Origin of the sequence: Pseudomonas sp. So3.2b (assembly GCF_019464415.1) — a bacterium.
Taxonomy (GTDB): Bacteria; Pseudomonadota; Gammaproteobacteria; order Pseudomonadales; family Pseudomonadaceae; genus Aquipseudomonas; species Aquipseudomonas shahriarae.
This window is the reverse complement of the sequence record NZ_CP080494.1, coordinates 3,103,847-3,120,810: the sequence shown is the minus strand read 5'-3', so window position 1 is coordinate 3,120,810 and position 16,964 is coordinate 3,103,847. Positions and strand designations below refer to the sequence as shown.

Annotated in this window: 17 protein-coding genes; 7 read left to right on the top strand and 10 right to left on the bottom strand. The window is 61.4% G+C overall.

Annotated elements, in window-relative coordinates:
* Positions 1 to 215 precede the first annotated feature (215 nt).
* Together K1X80_RS13940 and K1X80_RS13935 are read left to right on the top strand one after the other, a co-directional pair.
* A complete protein-coding gene (locus K1X80_RS13940) occupies positions 216 to 1,049 on the top strand; it encodes an oxidoreductase (RefSeq protein WP_120733044.1) in 834 nt (277 codons plus the stop codon).
* Positions 1,050 to 1,075: 26 nt separating this feature from the next.
* Positions 1,076 to 2,017, top strand: a complete 942-nt coding sequence (locus K1X80_RS13935) for an AraC family transcriptional regulator (RefSeq protein WP_057959773.1) — start codon at positions 1,076 to 1,078, stop codon at positions 2,015 to 2,017.
* Positions 2,018 to 2,425: 408 nt separating this feature from the next.
* On the opposite strand, the gene K1X80_RS13930 is transcribed toward K1X80_RS13935, so the two are convergent.
* Positions 2,426 to 2,962 (bottom strand): hypothetical protein, encoded by a 537-nt coding sequence (locus K1X80_RS13930; protein ID WP_258571510.1) that lies wholly within the window; start codon positions 2,960 to 2,962, stop codon positions 2,426 to 2,428.
* 72 nt (positions 2,963 to 3,034) lie between these two features.
* Complete coding sequence (locus K1X80_RS13925) at positions 3,035 to 3,814, bottom strand: helix-turn-helix domain-containing protein (RefSeq protein ID WP_220172214.1); 780 nt, start codon at positions 3,812 to 3,814, stop codon at positions 3,035 to 3,037.
* 98 nt (positions 3,815 to 3,912) lie between these two features.
* Between K1X80_RS13925 and K1X80_RS13920 the strand changes: the two genes are divergently transcribed.
* The gene (locus K1X80_RS13920; RefSeq protein WP_057438437.1) at positions 3,913 to 4,164 is read left to right on the top strand and encodes a hypothetical protein; all 252 of its coding nucleotides are present in this window, start codon (positions 3,913 to 3,915) and stop codon (positions 4,162 to 4,164) included.
* A gap of 141 nt (positions 4,165 to 4,305) precedes the next feature.
* Positions 4,306 to 5,796, top strand: a complete 1,491-nt coding sequence (locus K1X80_RS13915; protein ID WP_057959697.1) for an MFS transporter — start codon at positions 4,306 to 4,308, stop codon at positions 5,794 to 5,796.
* 29 nt (positions 5,797 to 5,825) lie between these two features.
* Here K1X80_RS13915 and K1X80_RS13910 read toward each other — a convergent pair whose 3' ends face one another.
* Positions 5,826 to 6,440 (bottom strand): helix-turn-helix domain-containing protein, encoded by a 615-nt coding sequence (locus K1X80_RS13910; RefSeq protein WP_120733035.1) that lies wholly within the window; start codon positions 6,438 to 6,440, stop codon positions 5,826 to 5,828.
* A 145-nt stretch (positions 6,441 to 6,585) separates the two neighbouring features.
* Between K1X80_RS13910 and K1X80_RS13905 the strand changes: the two genes are divergently transcribed.
* The 3 genes from K1X80_RS13905 to K1X80_RS13895 all read left to right on the top strand — a co-directional run bounded on the left by K1X80_RS13905 (position 6,586) and on the right by K1X80_RS13895 (position 9,329).
* Positions 6,586 to 7,758: an FAD-dependent oxidoreductase gene (locus tag K1X80_RS13905; protein WP_233098332.1), complete on the top strand. Its 1,173-nt coding sequence runs from the start codon at positions 6,586 to 6,588 to the stop codon at positions 7,756 to 7,758.
* Positions 7,759 to 7,784: 26 nt separating this feature from the next.
* Positions 7,785 to 8,165, top strand: coding sequence for a RidA family protein (locus K1X80_RS13900; RefSeq protein WP_057959700.1), 381 nt, complete (start codon positions 7,785 to 7,787; stop codon positions 8,163 to 8,165).
* 96 nt (positions 8,166 to 8,261) lie between these two features.
* Positions 8,262 to 9,329: a hypothetical protein gene (locus K1X80_RS13895; RefSeq protein WP_220172213.1), complete on the top strand. Its 1,068-nt coding sequence runs from the start codon at positions 8,262 to 8,264 to the stop codon at positions 9,327 to 9,329.
* 66 nt (positions 9,330 to 9,395) lie between these two features.
* On the opposite strand, the gene K1X80_RS13890 is transcribed toward K1X80_RS13895, so the two are convergent.
* The 7 genes from K1X80_RS13890 to K1X80_RS13860 all read right to left on the bottom strand — a co-directional run bounded on the left by K1X80_RS13890 (position 9,396) and on the right by K1X80_RS13860 (position 16,792).
* Complete coding sequence (locus K1X80_RS13890) at positions 9,396 to 10,643, bottom strand: OprD family porin (RefSeq protein ID WP_220172212.1); 1,248 nt, start codon at positions 10,641 to 10,643, stop codon at positions 9,396 to 9,398.
* Between the two features lie 39 nt (positions 10,644 to 10,682).
* Positions 10,683 to 12,017: an MFS transporter gene (locus tag K1X80_RS13885; RefSeq protein WP_169960289.1), complete on the bottom strand. Its 1,335-nt coding sequence runs from the start codon at positions 12,015 to 12,017 to the stop codon at positions 10,683 to 10,685.
* A 53-nt stretch (positions 12,018 to 12,070) separates the two neighbouring features.
* The gene (locus K1X80_RS13880) at positions 12,071 to 12,832 is read right to left on the bottom strand and encodes a 1,6-dihydroxycyclohexa-2,4-diene-1-carboxylate dehydrogenase (protein ID WP_198817378.1); all 762 of its coding nucleotides are present in this window, start codon (positions 12,830 to 12,832) and stop codon (positions 12,071 to 12,073) included.
* Positions 12,833 to 12,842: 10 nt separating this feature from the next.
* Positions 12,843 to 13,865: a benzoate 1,2-dioxygenase electron transfer component BenC gene (benC, locus tag K1X80_RS13875; protein WP_220172211.1), complete on the bottom strand. Its 1,023-nt coding sequence runs from the start codon at positions 13,863 to 13,865 to the stop codon at positions 12,843 to 12,845.
* Between the two features lie 10 nt (positions 13,866 to 13,875).
* Positions 13,876 to 14,364: a benzoate 1,2-dioxygenase small subunit gene (benB, locus tag K1X80_RS13870; RefSeq protein WP_128593680.1), complete on the bottom strand. Its 489-nt coding sequence runs from the start codon at positions 14,362 to 14,364 to the stop codon at positions 13,876 to 13,878.
* Positions 14,361 to 15,737: a Rieske 2Fe-2S domain-containing protein gene (locus K1X80_RS13865; protein WP_198817383.1), complete on the bottom strand. Its 1,377-nt coding sequence runs from the start codon at positions 15,735 to 15,737 to the stop codon at positions 14,361 to 14,363. Before K1X80_RS13865 ends, benB begins: the two co-directional genes overlap by 4 nt.
* A 107-nt stretch (positions 15,738 to 15,844) precedes the next feature.
* A complete protein-coding gene (locus K1X80_RS13860) occupies positions 15,845 to 16,792 on the bottom strand; it encodes an AraC family transcriptional regulator (protein ID WP_128593679.1) in 948 nt (315 codons plus the stop codon).
* Positions 16,793 to 16,964 lie beyond the last annotated feature (172 nt).

Here is a 16,964-nt window from a genome sequence, read left to right as displayed (position 1 = left end):
GTTACCGAAAAACCACTCGCGACACGAAGCAGAGATTAGAGCAGGTAAATAAGCCCGTCGTTTTTTTCCTTTGGCCTCGTTTTTTGCCACCAGATTTCAGGTTGCTCGCCGATCACTCCGATAGAATCAGGCAATACTAAAATCGAATCAGGCATAGTTCCCAACCACTCCCCGCCCTAGCATAGCCTGACCTTATATATTCAGGAGTGCGCCCCATGCGTGCAGACAAAACCATTTTTATCACGGGCGTTAGTAGCGGCTTTGGCCAGGCCCTGGCTAAAGAAGCTCTCGCTCAGGGCCATCGAGTGATCGGCACTGTTCGCAGCGAATCCTCTCTGGCAACGTTCCAGGCACTCTTGCCTGAGAGAGCCCATGGCGTGGTGCTGGACGTTACCCACTTTAATGCCATCGACGCCGTCGTCGCCGCTGTTGAGGATCAGTATGGCCCGGTGGACGTGCTGGTTAACAACGCGGGTTATGGGCACGAAGGGGTTTTCGAGGAGTCGTCGTTGGAGGAAATGCGCCGTCAGTTCGACGTCAATGTATTCGGCGCGGTGGCGATGACCAAGGCGTTTGTGCCCTTTTTTCGCCAGCGACGGGCGGGGCATATCCTCAATATCACGTCCATGGGTGGCTATATCACCATGCCAGGTATTGCTTACTACTGCGGCAGCAAATTTGCCCTGGAGGGCATCTCTGATACGTTGAACAAGGAGCTTGCACCCTTCAATATTTTTGTAACGGCCGTGGCGCCGGGGTCTTTCCGAACGGACTGGGCAGGTCGTTCGATGCAGCGTACGCCGCGCAGCATCAGTGACTACGATGCGACTTTCGACCCGGTGCGAAAAGCACGTGAGGAAAAAAGCGGCCTTCAACTGGGCGACCCGCAGAAAGCCGCACGCGCCATGATGACTATTATCACCAGCCCTAACCCGCCGGCTCAACTGCTGCTGGGCAGCGACGCCCTGGCTCTGGTGCGTGACAAGTTGCACCGGACGGCGGAGAGTATTGAGCAATGGGAAGCGCTGAGCTGTTCCACGGACGGCTGAGCATAAAAGTGGAGAACGTGCAATCGATGCCGAAACCCAAGAACCCGAGCACTGCGCGTATGGTGCAGTTGATGGGCCAGCTTGCACCGCTGGAGGGTTACAACCTGAGTCCGCTGGATGATGTGCGTTTTCTGCGTTCCAACCGGCCGCTGAAGCGCACGCCGGTTCTATATGAACCGGGCATCGTCATCCTCTGTCAGGGGCAGAAGCGCGGCTATCTGGGTGATGAGGTTTACATCTATGACGCCCAGCATTATCTGGTGGTCTCAGTGCCAGTACCTTTTACAATGGAGACCGACGCTAGCGAGGCGGAGCCAATGCTGGCGGTGTACATACGTCTGGATTTCAATCTGGCCGGCGAGCTGATTCAGCAGGTAGATGAGGTATGGAACATCCGCGTGGCTCAACCTATGGGTATGTACGCCTCGCCCATGGACGAACCGCTGCGCCAGTCGACCCTGCGTTTTCTGGAAGTCATGGGCGACTGCACCGACGCGCAAATCCTCGGGCCAGCGATGTTGCGCGAACTCTACTACCGCATCCTCACTGGCGAACAAGGCGGCACCCTACGCGCGGCTATCGCCCAGCAGGGTCAGTTCGGCAAGGTGACGCGCGCCATTCACAAAATCCACCGCTGTTACCACGAGCATCTGGATGTAGAAATACTCGCCCAGGAAGCGCAGATGAGCGTGCCTAACTTTCATCTACATTTTCGCAAGGTGACCGATTCCTCGCCTATGCAGTACCTCAAGTCGACGCGGTTGCATCAAGCGCGATTACTGATGCTGCGTAACGACCTGACAGCGGCCAAGTCGGCATTTCTGGTGGGGTATGAAAGTGCTTCGCAATTTAGCCGCGATTTCAAGCGCCTCTTCGGACGCACGCCGATAGCGGAGGTGGCGTGGATGAAGCAGGCTTATGCGTTGCCGGCACCGACAATCCCGTCGCCCTTCGTGTCATCACACTGAGTTCCAAACAATCCTGCCTTGCCCGTCGCCAGTAGGCTTGGGAACGTGCGGATGGCGTGACTGCCGACACAGTGGGGGAGTGAAGTTTCACATCTGCGGCCGCATAGATGAACAGGTCGCGGCAGGGATGGCAGTTGCCTGCCACCCCCCGCACAGATCCGTACGTGCGGAACTACCGCATACGGCTCCTGCCGTGGGTGCGTGACGCGAAGCGATCCTCAGGATACGGATGTGCATTCTTTGGGCTCGGTATGTAGTGATCTGTGAGCAACCCGAAGCTAGACCATTGCAGCCGATTTCGCTGGCTGCGTCGCCCGAGAGCCTGACGCCAGTATCGGCATATGGCCTTCCTGAAGCCACTCAATAGCTTCAAGTTTCCTGGCACCGCGTGGTAATTGAAGTAACCACTTACCACCCGAGTGAACCATTGCCCTTGAGCCCGGATGGGTTCGTGACGTCGGCGCTTGAGCTCATCCCGAAATAGCCAGCAGCGTCGCACGCATTCGACGCCCGGTCACCGAAGTTCTCGGTGGTGTTTTCCACGCGCTGGCGGCGGGCGCCCACGGTCCATTGCACGCGGTCATCGGCGAAAGACAGGGTATCGGCAAGCGCATAACTGCCCAGGGTTGCGCGGGTCTGCGAGGTGGTCACGCCATAACCCGGGAAGGTCGGTGTGTCGCCAAAGTCCAGGTTGTCGAAATGGGTGGTACCGGGAATACCGGCCCTGGCGTCCTTGAAGCTGTTGTCGGAGGTGAAACGGGTGGTAGCGAGGGTCCAGGCGTGGCCCACAGGCCCGGTCTGGAATTTGCCCTTCAGGCCTACTTCACCGGATTGCTGGGTGCCGCTGCGGGTCGAGCTACTCGCCGAAGAACTGATGTCACCCACATTGTTGATCAGGGTGCTGGAGTTGATCAGCGCGTTGTAACTCCCATCGCGCGGCCCCATGCCGCGTAGGCCGTGACGGAATCTGACAGGTCGCCCGTATTGGATCGGATCCCGGCTAGGGCGCGCCCGGCCTCAAAGGCAGTTTGCAAAGTAGCGACCCGGTGTAACACCGAACGTGCGACGAAACAGTGCAATAAAAGCGCTGACGTTTTCGTAGCCCAATTCCAGGGCCACACGGGTGACCGACATGTCCGCCGCAAGCATTTCCAGGGCCCTTAGCAGGCGCACCCGCTGACGCCACTCGGTAAAGCTGAAACCGGTCTCCACCACAAAGCGCCGTGTCAGCGTGCGCGGTGCCATCCCCACCCAGGTCGCCCAGGCCTGCAGGCCGCGCTCGTCATCGGGGTGATCCGACAGCGCCTGGGCAATCTTGCGCAACCGGGCGTCCTGAGGTATCGGCAAACCCAGGGCCACCCGGGGCAGAGTCTGTATTTCATCAAGCACTACACCGGCCAAACGCGACTGCGCCTGGTCCAGAGGCTTGGCTCCCCACCCGGCGGCACGGGCAACTACTTCTCGCAAAAGCCCGGACACTGCCAGGATGCATGGCGTTTCAGGTAAATCAATGCACGCCAGTTCGCGCACGTAAACGCTCCACCCGGCAAACGGCCCATGGGAACGCACGCCGTGGGAGATATTGGGTGGGATCCACACGGCATGTGTCGCAGGCACCACCCACTGACTGGTGCCGGCATCCACCGAAAGCAGGCCCGACGTTGCGCCAAGCAACTGGCCCCGCGCATGGCAGTGGCGCTCGGTAACCCGTGGTTCAAGCTCCTTGCGGATCACTGCAACAATCAACGGATCCTCGGCCGAGGAGGCCTCGGCGGGGGAAATCAAGGCAGTTGGCATGAGTGGCCTTATTGGGTTATTGATTGTCTTCAATAACGTAAATCAGCCAACACTACGCCCTTATAGTCAAGGTCTTCAAGACCTCGCGAGGAAACACCATGCGTGCAGAAGATATGCTGCCCGATGACAAAAACCAGGTACAACGCAACGGCGTCATGATTCGTAAAGGCAGCGTTGGCGCCTTCCTGATCAACGCCAGAGTGTGGACCGCCCCTACCTCCACGCCCGCGGCGCGCAGCGCTGCCGAGCAGGACCTGATCGACAGCCTGCCGGCCCTGCGTGCCCTGGGACTATTTGAAGTGCTTGCGATCCGTGATGGCGCCTTGCAGCGTCTGGTGGATGCACATTGATGGGCTTTTGCCCACAGGGCTATCCCTTGCAAGGTCTTTTGAAAGGCCAGTTGTACTCGGAGATGGAGGCTGACCTGGGTCTTGACCTGAACCTTACTTGAGGTTTTATAAGGAGTGCCTGAATCGCAACGTGGCCTCCCTATGAATACCCACCACACCTCACCAGATCAACGTTCGCAACCGGTACCAGAGGTCGATGATCCTCCAAATGCAGGTTGGGCCACCCTCCTCTCTGGCGCCAATGGCGTGCGCTCCCTGGCGTTGGCAGGGGGCGTCGTGCTCCACGCGATCAACGTCTACATTGCCACTACGATCCTGCCCTCAGTTGTCCGGGACATTGGCGGTATCGACTACTACGCGTGGAACACCACACTGTTCGTCACCGCCTCGATCCTTGGATCAGCACTGTCAGCCAGGCTCCTGGTCGGCTTGGGGGCACGCGGCGCCTACACCCTCGCCACGCTGGTGTTTGCAGCCGGTGCGCTGATCTGTGCGTTTGCCCCATCCATGCCCGTGATGCTGGCCGGCCGTCTGATCCAGGGGTTGGGTGGCGGTTTTCTGTTCGCGCTCTCTTACGCGATGATCCGCCTGGTGTTCCATGAAACCTTGTGGCCGCGAGCGATGGCGTTGGTGTCGGGCATGTGGGGAGTGGCCACGCTGATCGGCCCGGCGGTCGGTGGCGTCTTCGCTGAACTCGGCGTATGGCGCGCGGCTTTTTGGTCGCTCATCCCTGTCGCCGGGTTGTTCGCCCTGTTGGCTGCCGTGGTGTTGCCCAAACGCAACGCCATCAGATCACAACGCTTGCCGCTCCCTCTGGCCCAGTTGGTGTTCCTGACGTCGGCCGTGCTCGCTGTTTCAGCCGCCAGCGTCTCATCAACACTCGCCTGGAACATCGCCGGCCTGGGTGCCGCCGCACTCCTGACTGGCCTGCTGATAGTCACAGAAAGCCGCGCCCGCCATCGACTGCTGCCAACGGGCGCCTTCAGGATCACCTCCGCGCTGGGAGTGCTGTATGCAACCCTGTCCTTGCTTGCGGTGGCCGTTACCAGTGGCGAGATCTTCGTGCCACTTTTCCTGCAGGTCCTGCACCATCAATCGCCGCTCGCCGCCGGCTACCTCGCGGCGCTTATGGCGGGCGGATGGACGCTGGGCTCAATCGCAAGTTCCGGGGCGCGCGGCAAAGGCATCAGGCGCGCGATCCTTGCCGGCCCAATCCTTGGCTTGACGGGCATGGCTGCACTGGCCGTTTTGATTCGCGTCGAAAGTAGCGGTGGCTGGCTGACGGTCACGCCGATCTGCCTGGCGCTCGTCGCCGTCGGGTTTGGCGTCGGGCTGGCGTGGCCGCATTTGCTGACCCGGGTATTTCAGGTGACGCCTGCCAGCGAGCAGGACTTGGCAGGCGCGTCGATTACTACTGTGCAACTGTTCGCCACCGCCCTCGGTGCGGCCCTCGCCGGCATGGTGGCAAACCTTGCCGGCCTTACGCATCCCGCAGGCATCGCCGGCACGGCCAATGCTGCCGGCTGGCTGTTCGGTGTGTTTGCGGTCGCGCCCGGCGTTGCCATTTTTACCGCCCTGCGGGTGATCCGGTGTTACTCCAAAGACCAGGCAATCACTGCAGGGCACCGGTAGAGGTCACTGCCCAAAAACGCCTTGGCGCCTCAGGACTCCGACATCACCACCATCACTTCGGCGGCGGCGCCATCCTCGCCTTCCGCCAGGTAAATATGGCCGATTGCACTATTGAAATAGGCCGTCTCACGACAGCCGATGCTAAGGGATTCACCGGTTTCAAATTGAATGCGCACGCGGCCTGACAGGACGACCGCGAACTCTTGCCCAGGGTGCCGGATGTAGTCTTCGAATTGACCCAGTTCCCGCGCATAGATCCGCGCATACATGGGCGTCATGCTGCGCCCGGGGAAATCCCCGGCCATCGGGTGATAGTCATAATTGCCCGTGCTGTAGCCGGCCGCACCGTCGATGGCGGTGCTGACCACCGTAGGCTGTTGGGCGCTGACACCTTGTCTGGTCGGGCTGAACAGCTGGGCAATATCTATATTCAGGGCCCGTGCCGCAGCCGCCAGTTTTTCATAACTGACCGACACCTGCGCCAGTTCCATCTTCGACAAGGTCGACAAAGCCACGCCTGAGCGCTCGGACAGTTGTTTGAGCGTCAACTTCTGGTGCTTGCGGATCACACGCAGGCGGGCGCCAACCTGGGCGCGATCTATCAAGGGATGGGTTGTGGAACCCGAGGCGCAATCGGAACTCATGCAGGCTCTCTGTCGTACAAAAAACGGTGCCTGGAGCTGAGCCAGGGCATGGGCAGGAATAATACCTCATGGTTGTGGGTTGACTGGAAAATTCTCATATCTTACATTTCTCTTATCTGAGAATTATAAAAACACAGGAAAGGGCATGTCGTTCCTTCCCCAGAGACAGGAGGTACTCGCAGTGCCCAACAGCGAATGTTTCGATTTCGCCATCATCGGCGGTGGTATTGCGGGGGCCTCCCTGGCTTATCGCCTGGCCGGCCAGGCCAGTGTCGTGGTGCTCGAACGTGAAAGCCAGCCGGGTTACCACGCCACCGGGCGCTCTGCCGCAATGTTCATGGAGAGCTATGGCACGCCACAGATCCAGGCCCTGACCCGCGCCAGCCGAGGCTTCTATGAGCAGCCGCCCGCCGCGTTCACCGAACATGCACTCCTAGAGCCGCGCGGCTGCCTGTACATCGCCGGCCAAGAGCAGCAATCCCTGCTGCAACAAGCCTTCGCCACCAGCCGGGCGCAGGCCGGCAACGTGTCATTGATTGATACCGAGCAGGCCCTGGCATTGGTGCCGTGCCTGCGCCCCGAGGCGGTTGCCGGGGCGATGCTCGAGACCGATGCCCGCGACCTCGACGTGCATGCGCTGCACCAGGGCTTTTTGCGGGCCATGCGGCGGGCCGGCGGGGTGCTGCACTGCGATGCCCAACTGAATGGCGCCACCCGCGAAGGCCTTCAATGGCACCTGGTACTGGCCGACGGCCGCCAACTGCGCGCGCGCCACCTGGTCAATGCCGCAGGCGCCTGGGCCGATCAGGTCGCACAGCAGTGCGGCGTGCCGCCCGTGGGGTTGCAACCGTGCCGACGCTCCGCCTTTACCTTCGACGGCCCCGAAAACACGGACTTCTCCCGCTGGCCGGCGGTGATCGGTATCGACGAAAGCTTCTACTTCAAACCCGACGCTGGCCAATTGCTGGGCTCACCGGCCAATGCCGATCCTGTCCCGCCACAGGATGTAATGCCCGAAGAGCTGGATATCGCCACCGGCATCTATCACATCGAGGCCGCCACCTCCTTGACCATTCGCCGCCCACGCCATAGCTGGGCCGGCCTGCGCTCATTCGTCGGCGACGGTGACCTGGTGGTCGGCTGGGACAATCATTGTGAAGGCTTCTTCTGGCTGGCGGCACAGGGCGGTTATGGCATTCAGTCCGCAGCCGGTGTATCGCAACTGGCCTGCAGCCAATTACTCGATCTTCCCCTTCCCGAGACCCTGCGCCACCAGGGCGTCGAGCCACAACGCCTGGCCCCTGGCCGCTTGCGTTAATTCATCCCCCCAATGAGGTGCATAGCATGTCTGACACTTTCCAGCGTTACCCCAGCCACCTGCCCTACCCGTTCTCCAAGGCCATTCGGGTCGGTGATTTCCTGTACCTCTCCGGGCAAGTCCCCATGAACCCTCTGGGCGAAGTGGTGCTCGGTGATATCCGCGAGCAGACCGAGGCGGCCATGGCCCGCATCGGCGAAACCCTGGCCGAATGCGGAGCAAGTTTCGAGCAGGTGATCAAGGCCACCGTGTGGCTGTCGGACATGCAGCATTTCGCGGGTTTCAACGACGTGTATAAGCGCCACTTCGACGGCGGTTTCCCGGTGCGCTCCACGGTCGGCGGCGCCCAATTGGCCTTGGGCGTCGATGTCGAGATCGAAGTCCAGGCGTGGGTCGGCGCCCGTTGATCCACCCCTGCCGTTTGCCAGAGCGATGCCCCGGTAGGCCATGAGCAGTGGCCTTCCCCCCTGAGCGATAACAACAATAATTTGAGGGAAGTCGTCATGAAAGAAAGTCTGAAAATAGCCGGCGCATTTGTCGGCGTCATTGTCGGTGCAGGGTTCGCCTCCGGTCGGGAGCTGCTACTGATGTTCGTGGATTTCGGCGTCTGGGGGCTGCTGGGTTCGGTGGTCAGCGCCGCGCTCTTCATCTTTCTCGGCATGGCGTTGGCGGGCATGGGCAGCCGGCTGCGGGCAACGTCCCACAAGGACGTAGTGCATGCATTGTGCGGACGCTACCTGGGGACCTTTGTCGACCTGATGATCAGCTTTTTCATGTTCGCGGTAACGGTGGTCATGCTGGCCGGGGGTGGCGCCCTGCTGGAACAGCAGTTCGGCATTCCCGCCCTGTTCGGCAGCGCTGGGGTGACGCTGATCGTGGTCGCCATCGTGTGCCTGGATGTGAAGAAGGTCATTGGCATGATCGGCGCCGTCACCCCGCTGCTGGTCCTGACAGCGGCAGGCGTGGCCCTGTATGGCGTCGCCACCCGGGGCCTGAGTTTCGGTGAACTCAATCAACTGGCCAGCCAGCAAGACGCTGGCGCGAGCCATTGGCTGCTGGGCGCGTTGTTGTATGTATCCTACAACATCGTGGCCGGGGTGCCGTTTCTGGCGATCATGGGCGGTGCCGCCAAATCCGAGAAACAGGCGATCTGGGGTGGCATTTTCGGCGGAGCATTACTGGGGCTGTTGATGTTGGTAATGAGCCTGGGTCTGCTGTCACGCCTGGACAGCGTGGCGGACCTGCCCATGCCCATGCTGTCCATCGCCACTGAGGTTTCGCCGGCCCTCGGCCTGCTGATGGCGTTGATCATTTTCCTGATGATCGTCAATACGGCCGTGGGTACCTTGTATTCCTTTTCGGCCCGATTGCTACCGGCAGGCACACGTACATTCCGCATTGGCTCGGCAGCCTTCGGTGCATTGGCATTCGCTGGCAGCCTGGTGGGATTTGTCAGCCTGGTGGGCCAGGTCTATCCACTGTTCGGTTACCTGGGCTTTTTGCTGATTGGTGCAGTGGTCGTGGGTTGGCTACGCGTAGGGGGATTGTGGCTGGCCAGCAACGGTAGATGATTCGGTACACCTGCGCCGCACACAAAAGCTAACCGAGCAAGGCCTGGAGCCCTGCTCGGTCAGGGTCTAAAGCAGCGTCCAGGTGTAACTGAGGATCAACCGGTTCTCATTGATATCGCTGCGGTAGTTTGAGCGCGCCATCACATTGCGTACCCGAATCCCCAGGCCACTGAGTACGCCGCTTTGCACCGCATACCCGATATCCAGGTCACGCTCGCGGTCCCGGCCCTCGTAGCCGCCGCCGGTGCTGACGTTGTCGCCGGTGATATAGCGCACCGTGGTAGTCAGCCCCGGCACCCCGAATGCCGCGAAGTTGTAGTCATAGCGCACCTGCCAGGAGCGCTCGTCGGTATACGCAAACTCGTAGGTGGGGACTTCGTTGCCCAATGGCGTGACATTGGCAAATACCCGGGGGAAGGCGCTGTCGCCGTACATCGCCTGGTACCCCACGTAAAAGGTATGGCCACCGCGCCTGGCCGACAGCAGCGAGAAAAACGCCTGGTTGTCGATCTTGCCGAGTAACTGCTCGCCCTCCTCGCGCGCTGTGTAGTAACCCAGGTTGGCGCCCAGCACCCACGTCCCGAACGGCTGGCTATGCTTGAGGCCGATAAAGTCCTGGGCGTAGATGTCCTGCAACTGGCCATGCCAGAGGCTGACACTGGTGCGTTCGCGATTAAAGGCGTAGTCGCCGCCGACATAATTGAAGGCATTGCTCTGAGCCCCGCGCTGCGGCACATGGCCGAGCATCGCGATCATCTTGCCGTCACCGGCCTCGTTGCGCAGGCTGGTGGTGCTCAGGTGCCCCGCCTGCAGGGTCAGCCCCGTGATTTCATTGGAGCTGAGACTGAGCCCCTGATAACTCGGCGGCAGCAAGCGTATGTCGCTGAACGCCAGCACCGGCAGGTTCGGCTGCAACTCCCCAACCTTCAGTTCGCTACTGGACAACCGCGCCTTGAAGGTCAAGCCCAGGCGGCTGTAGTCGTCGGCAGCGCGGCCGTCGCCCTTGACCGGCAACAAGCCGCTATTGACCCGGTCCGGACTGCTGTCGAGCTTGAGGCCCAGGGTGCCCAGCGCATCCAGGCCAAAGCCAATGGGGCCGGGGGTATACCCGGATTTGTAAGTCAGGATAAACCCCTGACCCCACTCCTGGGCCTGGGACTGTTGGTTGGCGCCGACAATATCGGAGAAGTCGCGGCTGAAGTAATAGTTGCGGCCCTGCAAGGTAGCCGTGGAACCCGCGAAAAAACCACCCTCGCCCGCCGTTGCCGCAAGGGGCAGCCCTAGCAGGGAAAGCCAGATACGTTGTGTGTGCATGTCGTTGCTCTTTGTTTTTATTATCGACAGGTCGGACAGTTACAGCGCCTGGGCGGCGGGCAACCGGATAGCGGTGCGCCGCTCATTCAAGGCGAACACCGTCATGGCCAGGGCCGCAATGGCACCGGGCACGGCAAAGGCCATGAAGTTCAGTTGCAGCGGCAGCTCGATCGCCATCAGCGCGCCGCCTAACAGTGGGCCGACGATGGCGCCATTGCGCCCGATGCCGGAGGCCCAGCCCAGGCCGGTGGCGCGAATCGACAAGCCATAGAGTTGCGCCGCCCCCGCATACAGGAGGATTTGCGTGCCGATGGTGGTGGCACCCGCAATAAAGATCAGCAGGTACAAGACCGGCATCGGGCTGTTGATGCCCAGCAGGCTGATGGAAACCACGGCGGCAACAAAGAAGCAGATCACCACTTTCACCAGGTTCAGCCGATCCCCCAACCGCCCGCCAATCAACGCCCCGGCCATACCGCCCAGGTTCAGGGCAATCAGGAACGACAAGCTCGACCCGAGGCTGTAGCCAGCCCCGGCCATCAGCTTGGGCAGCCACGAACTCAAGGCATAGACCATCAACAGGCAGCAGAAAAACGCGGTCCAGATCATCGCCGTGCGCATGGCCAGGCCATGGCGGAACAACTCCACCACCGACGCGCCCTTGCTCTTGACGTCCGCGATGAGCAGTTCATCCCCGGCGTTGATCGGGGTGTCTGGCGACAGGCGATTAAGCAGCACTCGGGCCTGCTCTACACGGCCCTGGCGGATCAGAAAGCCAATGGATTCGGGCAACCACAGCACAATCACCGGCAACAGCAGCAGCGGGATGACGGCGACAAAAAACATCGACGACCAGCCATAGGCCGGCAACATGAAAATCCCCACACTGGCGGCGAGCATGCCACCCAGGGAATAGCCGCTGAACATGAAGGCCATCAAGGTGCTGCGCACTTTTTTCGGCGCATATTCGTTGATCAGCGCCGCCGCGTTGGGCATCAGCCCACCACAGCCAAGCCCGGCGATAAACCGGCAGATGCCGAACTCCGTGGGGCTGCTGGCAAAGCCGTTGATCACCGTGGCAATGCTGAACAACGCAAAGCAAAAGACGATGCCTTTCTTGCGCCCGAAGCGGTCCGCCAGGGTGCCGAAGATCAGCGCGCCGAACATCATGCCGAACAGCGCATAACTGCCCAGGGCGCCGGCCTGCAGGGGCGTCAGCCCCCACTCGCGCATGATCGATGGCAAGACCACGCCATAGATAAACAAGTCATAGCCATCAAAGATCAACAGCAAGGCACACAGGCTGACAACCAGCCAATGGAAGCGATTGAAAGGGGCATTGTCGATAATCGAATGAACGTCATGGGTACGCATGGCAGTGCTCTCTTTATTGTTGTTGTGAGTCAATGTCTGCAGGTAACGGTGAATCAGCCGAGGTCGCCACCTCCTACCGGCAAGGTCACGCCGGTGATATAGGAGGCCTCGTCAGAGGCCAGGAATAGAATCGCGCCCGCTTGCTCGTCGATGCTGCCGTAGCGTTTCATCGGGCTGCTGTCGAGGGTCTGGTCGACGATCTGCTGGTACCACACGCGCTCCTGCTCGCTTTGCGGCTGGCTGTTGCGCGGGATGCGCCGCGGTGGGGCCTCGGTGCCGCCCGGTGCGGTGGCATTGACACGGATGCCGCTGCCGGCGGTCTCCAGGGCCAGGCACGCGGTCAGGGCATTGACCCCGCCCTTGGCCGCGCCATAGGGCACCCGATTGACCCCGCGTGTGGCGACCGAAGACACATTGACGATGGCCCCACTGCCCTGCTCGAGCATGTAGGGCAGCACGCAATGGCAACACCACAACGTGGGGAACAGCGAGCGGCGCACTTCGGCTTCGATTTGCGCTACCGCGTAGAACTCAAAGGGCTTGGCCCAGATAGTCCCGCCGACGTTGTTGATCAGAATGTCGATGCGCCCAAACCGCACCTTGGCGGCGGCCATGACCTCGGCACACGCGGCATGTTGCTCAAGGTCGGCGATCAGGGTCAGCAGCCGTGCATGCTGCAACTCATGCACCAGCTCCGAGCGATCGACCGCGACCACCCAGGCGCCCTCCGCCAGCAACCGCTCGGCCACGCGCCGGCCGATGCCCTGGGCGGCGCCGGTAACCAGCGCTACCTTGGTGTCAAAACGTGGACTCATGCTGATCTCCTCACGCGGCGTCAGAACTTGCGACGGCATTGGCGGTGAATTTCTCGTAATGGAAGCTGGCCGGGCTCACGCCTTGGTGCTTGAAGTGCTGGCGCACCGCATCGACCATCGGCGGCGGCCCGCACAGGTAGACATCGACATCGCCGTCGTGGAGCGCCTCGCGGGCCATATGCTGGGTGACATACCCCTGGCGCGGGTGCGCGGTCTGCGGGTCGGCCACGCAAGTGACAACCGTGAGCTGGGGCAAGCGCGCGGCGAAGGCCTCCAGAGCCTCAACCAGCACCAGGTCCTGATCCCGCGTTACCCCGTAGATCAGTGTGATCGGCCGGGTTTCCCCGCGCTGTGCCAACACCTCAAGCATCGACAGAAACGGCGCCAGACCGGTGCCGCCGGCCAGTAACAACAGGGGCCGCACCACCTCGCGCAGGTAAAAACTGCCCAGTGGTCCAGTCATCGGCACGCGATCGCCCGGCCGGGCGCGCTCCAGCCAGCAGCTCATCAAGCCGCCCGGCACATGTTTGATCAGGAAACTCGCGTGCGTATCGCCAGGGCGGCTGCTGAATGAATAGGAGCGCGTCTGCCCACTGTCGGGCACACCGATATTCACGTACTGGCCGGGTAAAAACACCGGCGCCTGGTCCAATGCAAAGCTCACCTCCAGCGCGGCATCGGCGTGGCGGGTAATGCTCGCCAGCGTCGCGGCAAACTGCGTGGTGCCGGTCTTGCACGCACTGGACGGCAGCGGCACGGCAATCACGCAATCGGATTGCGGCACCATCTGGCAGGTCAGCACCTGGCGTTCCCGGGCTTCGTCGGCGCTCAGGGCGTCGTCGATATAGTCGTCACCCAAGTCGTAGGCGCCGGTTTCACAATGGCATTTGCAGGTACCGCACACCCCGTCGGAGCAGTCCATGGGCAGGTTGATGCGTTGGCGAAAGGCGGCATCGAGGACCTTCTCTCCCACCTTGCAGTCGATGAAGCGGGTCACCCCATCTTCGAAGTTCAGGGCAATGGCATAGCTCATGGCGGTGTCCTCAGATGTGGTAGATGTCGATGACCTGGTGGATGTAATCGTTTTTCAGCACCACTTTCTTGCGCGTGATCAGCGGCTGCTCGCCACTGATATCCAGGCCATAGAAGGACGTCCCGAAATAGCTGTCCGTGGTCTTGTAGCGGTGGCTGAGGGTGTGCCAGTTGAAACGCAGTTCTACCTGCGCGCCATCGTCGGCCAGCACTTCGAGGTTGCCGAGCAGGTGCACCGTGCGCGGCTCGGGCGTGCTTGCGCTGGATCGCTCGGTCTTGATCCGGAAGATCCGGTCTTCCAGGCCGTCGCGGCTGGGGTAGTAGATCAGTGAGATTTCGCTGTGCGGGTCTTCGGTGAGGGTGTCGTAGTCGTCCCAGGCGGGCATCCAGAACTCCACTTTGGGCGAGTAACACGCCAGCCATTCATCCCACTGTCGGTCATCCAGCAGGCGCGCTTCGCGGTAGAGAAAATCCAGCAGGCGGTCACGGGACAGGCTCATGGCTGCACCTCCCGGTCGCTGGCGATCAGGCCCTGCCGTTCGCGCTCGATTGCGCGCTGCAGGCTGGCGGCCCAATGCGCATGCTGGCGCACGAACAAGCCTTCGTCTTCGGTCTTCACCCCGCTCAGTTGCGGGTGCATGCCCATGGCCCTGGCGTTGTCGTCGGCCCCCTCCACCCACTGTTTGGCGCCACGGCTCAGGTCATTCCACAGGGTGGTCGCCCCCTGGTAGCCGGTCTGGCAGGCGCGGAACTCCTCCAGGTCATCCGGGGTACCCATGCCGCTGACGTTAAAGAAGTCTTCGTACTGGCGAATCCGCGTCGCCCGCTCCTGGGCACTTTCGCCGATCGGCGCCATGCAATAGATGGTCACTTCGGTCTTGTCCACCGCGAGGGGCCGCACCACACGGATCTGCGTGGAGAACTGGTCCATCAGGTACACATTGGGGTAGAGGCACAGGTTACGGGTCTGGTCGACGATAAAGTCCGCACGCGCCTGGCCCAGGCGCTCGGCCAATGCTTCGCGATGGGCATGCACCGGACGCACCTCAGGGTTGAGCAGGCGCGTCCACAGCAGGATATGCCCGTGATCGAAGGCGTAGACCCCGCCCAGGCTTTTCGACCAGCCATTGGCATCGACCGTGCGCGTGCCTTCGGCCTCGTAATTGCGCCGGCCCATGGTCGCCGAGTAGTTCCAGTGCACGGAACTGACGTGGTAACCGTCGGCACCGTTCTCGATCTGCAGCTTCCAGTTGCCGTCGTAGACATAGGATGAACTGCCGCGCAGCACCTCCAGGCCCTGGGGAGCCTGGTCGACCATCTGGTCGATGATAACGCGGGTCTCGCCCAGGTAATCACTCAGTTCCGGCACCGCGTCGCTGAGGCTGCCGAACAGAAAACCGCGGTAGTTTTCAAAGCGCGCCAGGCGCTTGAGGTCGTGGGAACCGTCACAGTCGAAGCTGTCCGGGTAGGCCCCGGTCTTGCCATCCTTGACCTTGAGCAGCTTGCCGGCGTTGCTGAAGGTCCAGCCGTGGAATGGGCAGGTGAATGAGCCCTTGTTGCCCTGCTTGCGCCGGCACAACATGGCGCCGCGATGGGCGCAGGCATTGACCAGGCCATGCAGGGTGCCCTGTTTGTCGCGGGTGATCACCACCGGCTGGCGGCCAATCCAGGTGGTGTAGTAGTCGTTGATTTCCGGCACCTGGCTTTCATGGGCCAGGTACAGCCACCCGCCTTCGAAGATGTGCTTGATCTCCAGGGCAAACAGCTCGGGGTCGGTAAAGATGTCGCGGCGGCAGCGGAACACCCCGGTAGCGGGATCTTCCTGAACGGACTCGCGCAGTTGTGCAGCGAGGCGCTCGAGTGTACTGGTCATGGGGCAGGCCCTCCGTTGTTCTTGTATCAGGCGCCCTCACCGTACGTGTTCGTCCTGTTCCTCAATATCCGCTTCCTGCAAATCAGTATCCGGCTGGCGCAAGCCGCTTAGCGATGGCGCTTCCAGGTCTGTGAAGGCAGCTCACCAAAGCGTTTGCGATAGGCCTCGGAGAAGCGCCCCAGGTGCATAAAGCCATGGTCCAGTGCCACCTCCGTCACACTGCGCGCGGTAGTCAGTTGCAAACGCGCATGCACCCGCTCCAGCTTGCGCTGGCGCACATAATCACGGGGCGACAGGCCCACCTGGCGTTCGAACAGGCTATACAGCGAACGCTCACTGACCTTGGCCACCGCCATCAACTGCTCAATGCTGATGTCCTCGCCCAAGTGTCCCTCGATAAACTCGCGCACGGCCTCAAAACCGCCGCCTTGCGCCGCCTGGGGAACCACCCGCAGCACATTGCTGGCCAGCAGCGCCAGCAGCTTATTGGCCACAATCCGCTCATACAGGCCCTGTACCTCAGGTTCGGCGGCGTTTTCCGCCTCATGGCAGATCAGCACCAGTAACTGCAGAAAACCGTCCATCTCACTCAGCGCCCGGCGTGCATCCGCAAAGCGAATACCCGGTTGCGGCAGCGTCCAGTGCTGCGCCAGGCAAGCGTTTTCCAACAGACGCACCGGCAACTTGATGATGAATTTCTCGCAGTCGGCGGAATAGGTCAGGTCCACCGGGTCATCCGGGTTGATCAGCAAGATCTCTCCTGGCCCGAAGACCTGCTCCCCGCCCCGGGAGTTGGAGCGGCAGTGGCCTGTCAGCAGGATCTGCAAGTGATAAATGGTTTCCAGCGCCACCGACGTGACCCTGACCGGCGCGCCATAGCTGATACGGCACAAGTCCAGGCTGGAAAAGGTCCGGTGACTGATACTCGCCATGGGCCGGCCCTTGGGCGGCAGGCGGATACAGTGGCTGCCCACATGCTGGTTGACATAGTCCGACACGGCATAGGCATCGGCGCCCTGGAAAATCTGGCTGCGCTCACTCAATAGCACGGTCATGGTGCGCCTCTTTATCGTTATTGGCCTCAGGCTGAGGCGTGATGCCGCGACCGTCCAATATGGATAAGGTCTGACGGGATACCTTGGAGGTATGGTCGGCTTTGCGTGGGGCGATAATCCGCACTAGGCCGGGCATCATGCGGCGCACGACCGCTTGGGGGGCGACATGTCT

What these genes read in the sequence shown, in the direction of transcription:
- K1X80_RS13940 (WP_120733044.1), top strand. Translation starts at nt 216, where the DNA reads ATGCGTGCAGACAAAACCATTTTTATCACGGGCGTTAGTAGCGGCTTT.
- K1X80_RS13935 (WP_057959773.1), top strand. Translation starts at nt 1,076, where the DNA reads ATGCCGAAACCCAAGAACCCGAGCACTGCGCGTATGGTGCAGTTGATG.
- K1X80_RS13930 (WP_258571510.1), bottom strand. Translation starts at nt 2,962, where the DNA reads ATGGGGCCGCGCGATGGGAGTTACAACGCGCTGATCAACTCCAGCACC.
- K1X80_RS13925 (WP_220172214.1), bottom strand. Translation starts at nt 3,814, where the DNA reads ATGCCAACTGCCTTGATTTCCCCCGCCGAGGCCTCCTCGGCCGAGGAT.
- K1X80_RS13920 (WP_057438437.1), top strand. Translation starts at nt 3,913, where the DNA reads ATGCGTGCAGAAGATATGCTGCCCGATGACAAAAACCAGGTACAACGC.
- K1X80_RS13915 (WP_057959697.1), top strand. Translation starts at nt 4,306, where the DNA reads ATGAATACCCACCACACCTCACCAGATCAACGTTCGCAACCGGTACCA.
- K1X80_RS13910 (WP_120733035.1), bottom strand. Translation starts at nt 6,440, where the DNA reads ATGAGTTCCGATTGCGCCTCGGGTTCCACAACCCATCCCTTGATAGAT.
- K1X80_RS13905 (WP_233098332.1), top strand. Translation starts at nt 6,586, where the DNA reads ATGTCGTTCCTTCCCCAGAGACAGGAGGTACTCGCAGTGCCCAACAGC.
- K1X80_RS13900 (WP_057959700.1), top strand. Translation starts at nt 7,785, where the DNA reads ATGTCTGACACTTTCCAGCGTTACCCCAGCCACCTGCCCTACCCGTTC.
- K1X80_RS13895 (WP_220172213.1), top strand. Translation starts at nt 8,262, where the DNA reads ATGAAAGAAAGTCTGAAAATAGCCGGCGCATTTGTCGGCGTCATTGTC.
- K1X80_RS13890 (WP_220172212.1), bottom strand. Translation starts at nt 10,643, where the DNA reads ATGCACACACAACGTATCTGGCTTTCCCTGCTAGGGCTGCCCCTTGCG.
- K1X80_RS13885 (WP_169960289.1), bottom strand. Translation starts at nt 12,017, where the DNA reads ATGCGTACCCATGACGTTCATTCGATTATCGACAATGCCCCTTTCAAT.
- K1X80_RS13880 (WP_198817378.1), bottom strand. Translation starts at nt 12,832, where the DNA reads ATGAGTCCACGTTTTGACACCAAGGTAGCGCTGGTTACCGGCGCCGCC.
- benC (WP_220172211.1), bottom strand. Translation starts at nt 13,865, where the DNA reads ATGAGCTATGCCATTGCCCTGAACTTCGAAGATGGGGTGACCCGCTTC.
- benB (WP_128593680.1), bottom strand. Translation starts at nt 14,364, where the DNA reads ATGAGCCTGTCCCGTGACCGCCTGCTGGATTTTCTCTACCGCGAAGCG.
- K1X80_RS13865 (WP_198817383.1), bottom strand. Translation starts at nt 15,737, where the DNA reads ATGACCAGTACACTCGAGCGCCTCGCTGCACAACTGCGCGAGTCCGTT.
- K1X80_RS13860 (WP_128593679.1), bottom strand. Translation starts at nt 16,792, where the DNA reads ATGACCGTGCTATTGAGTGAGCGCAGCCAGATTTTCCAGGGCGCCGAT.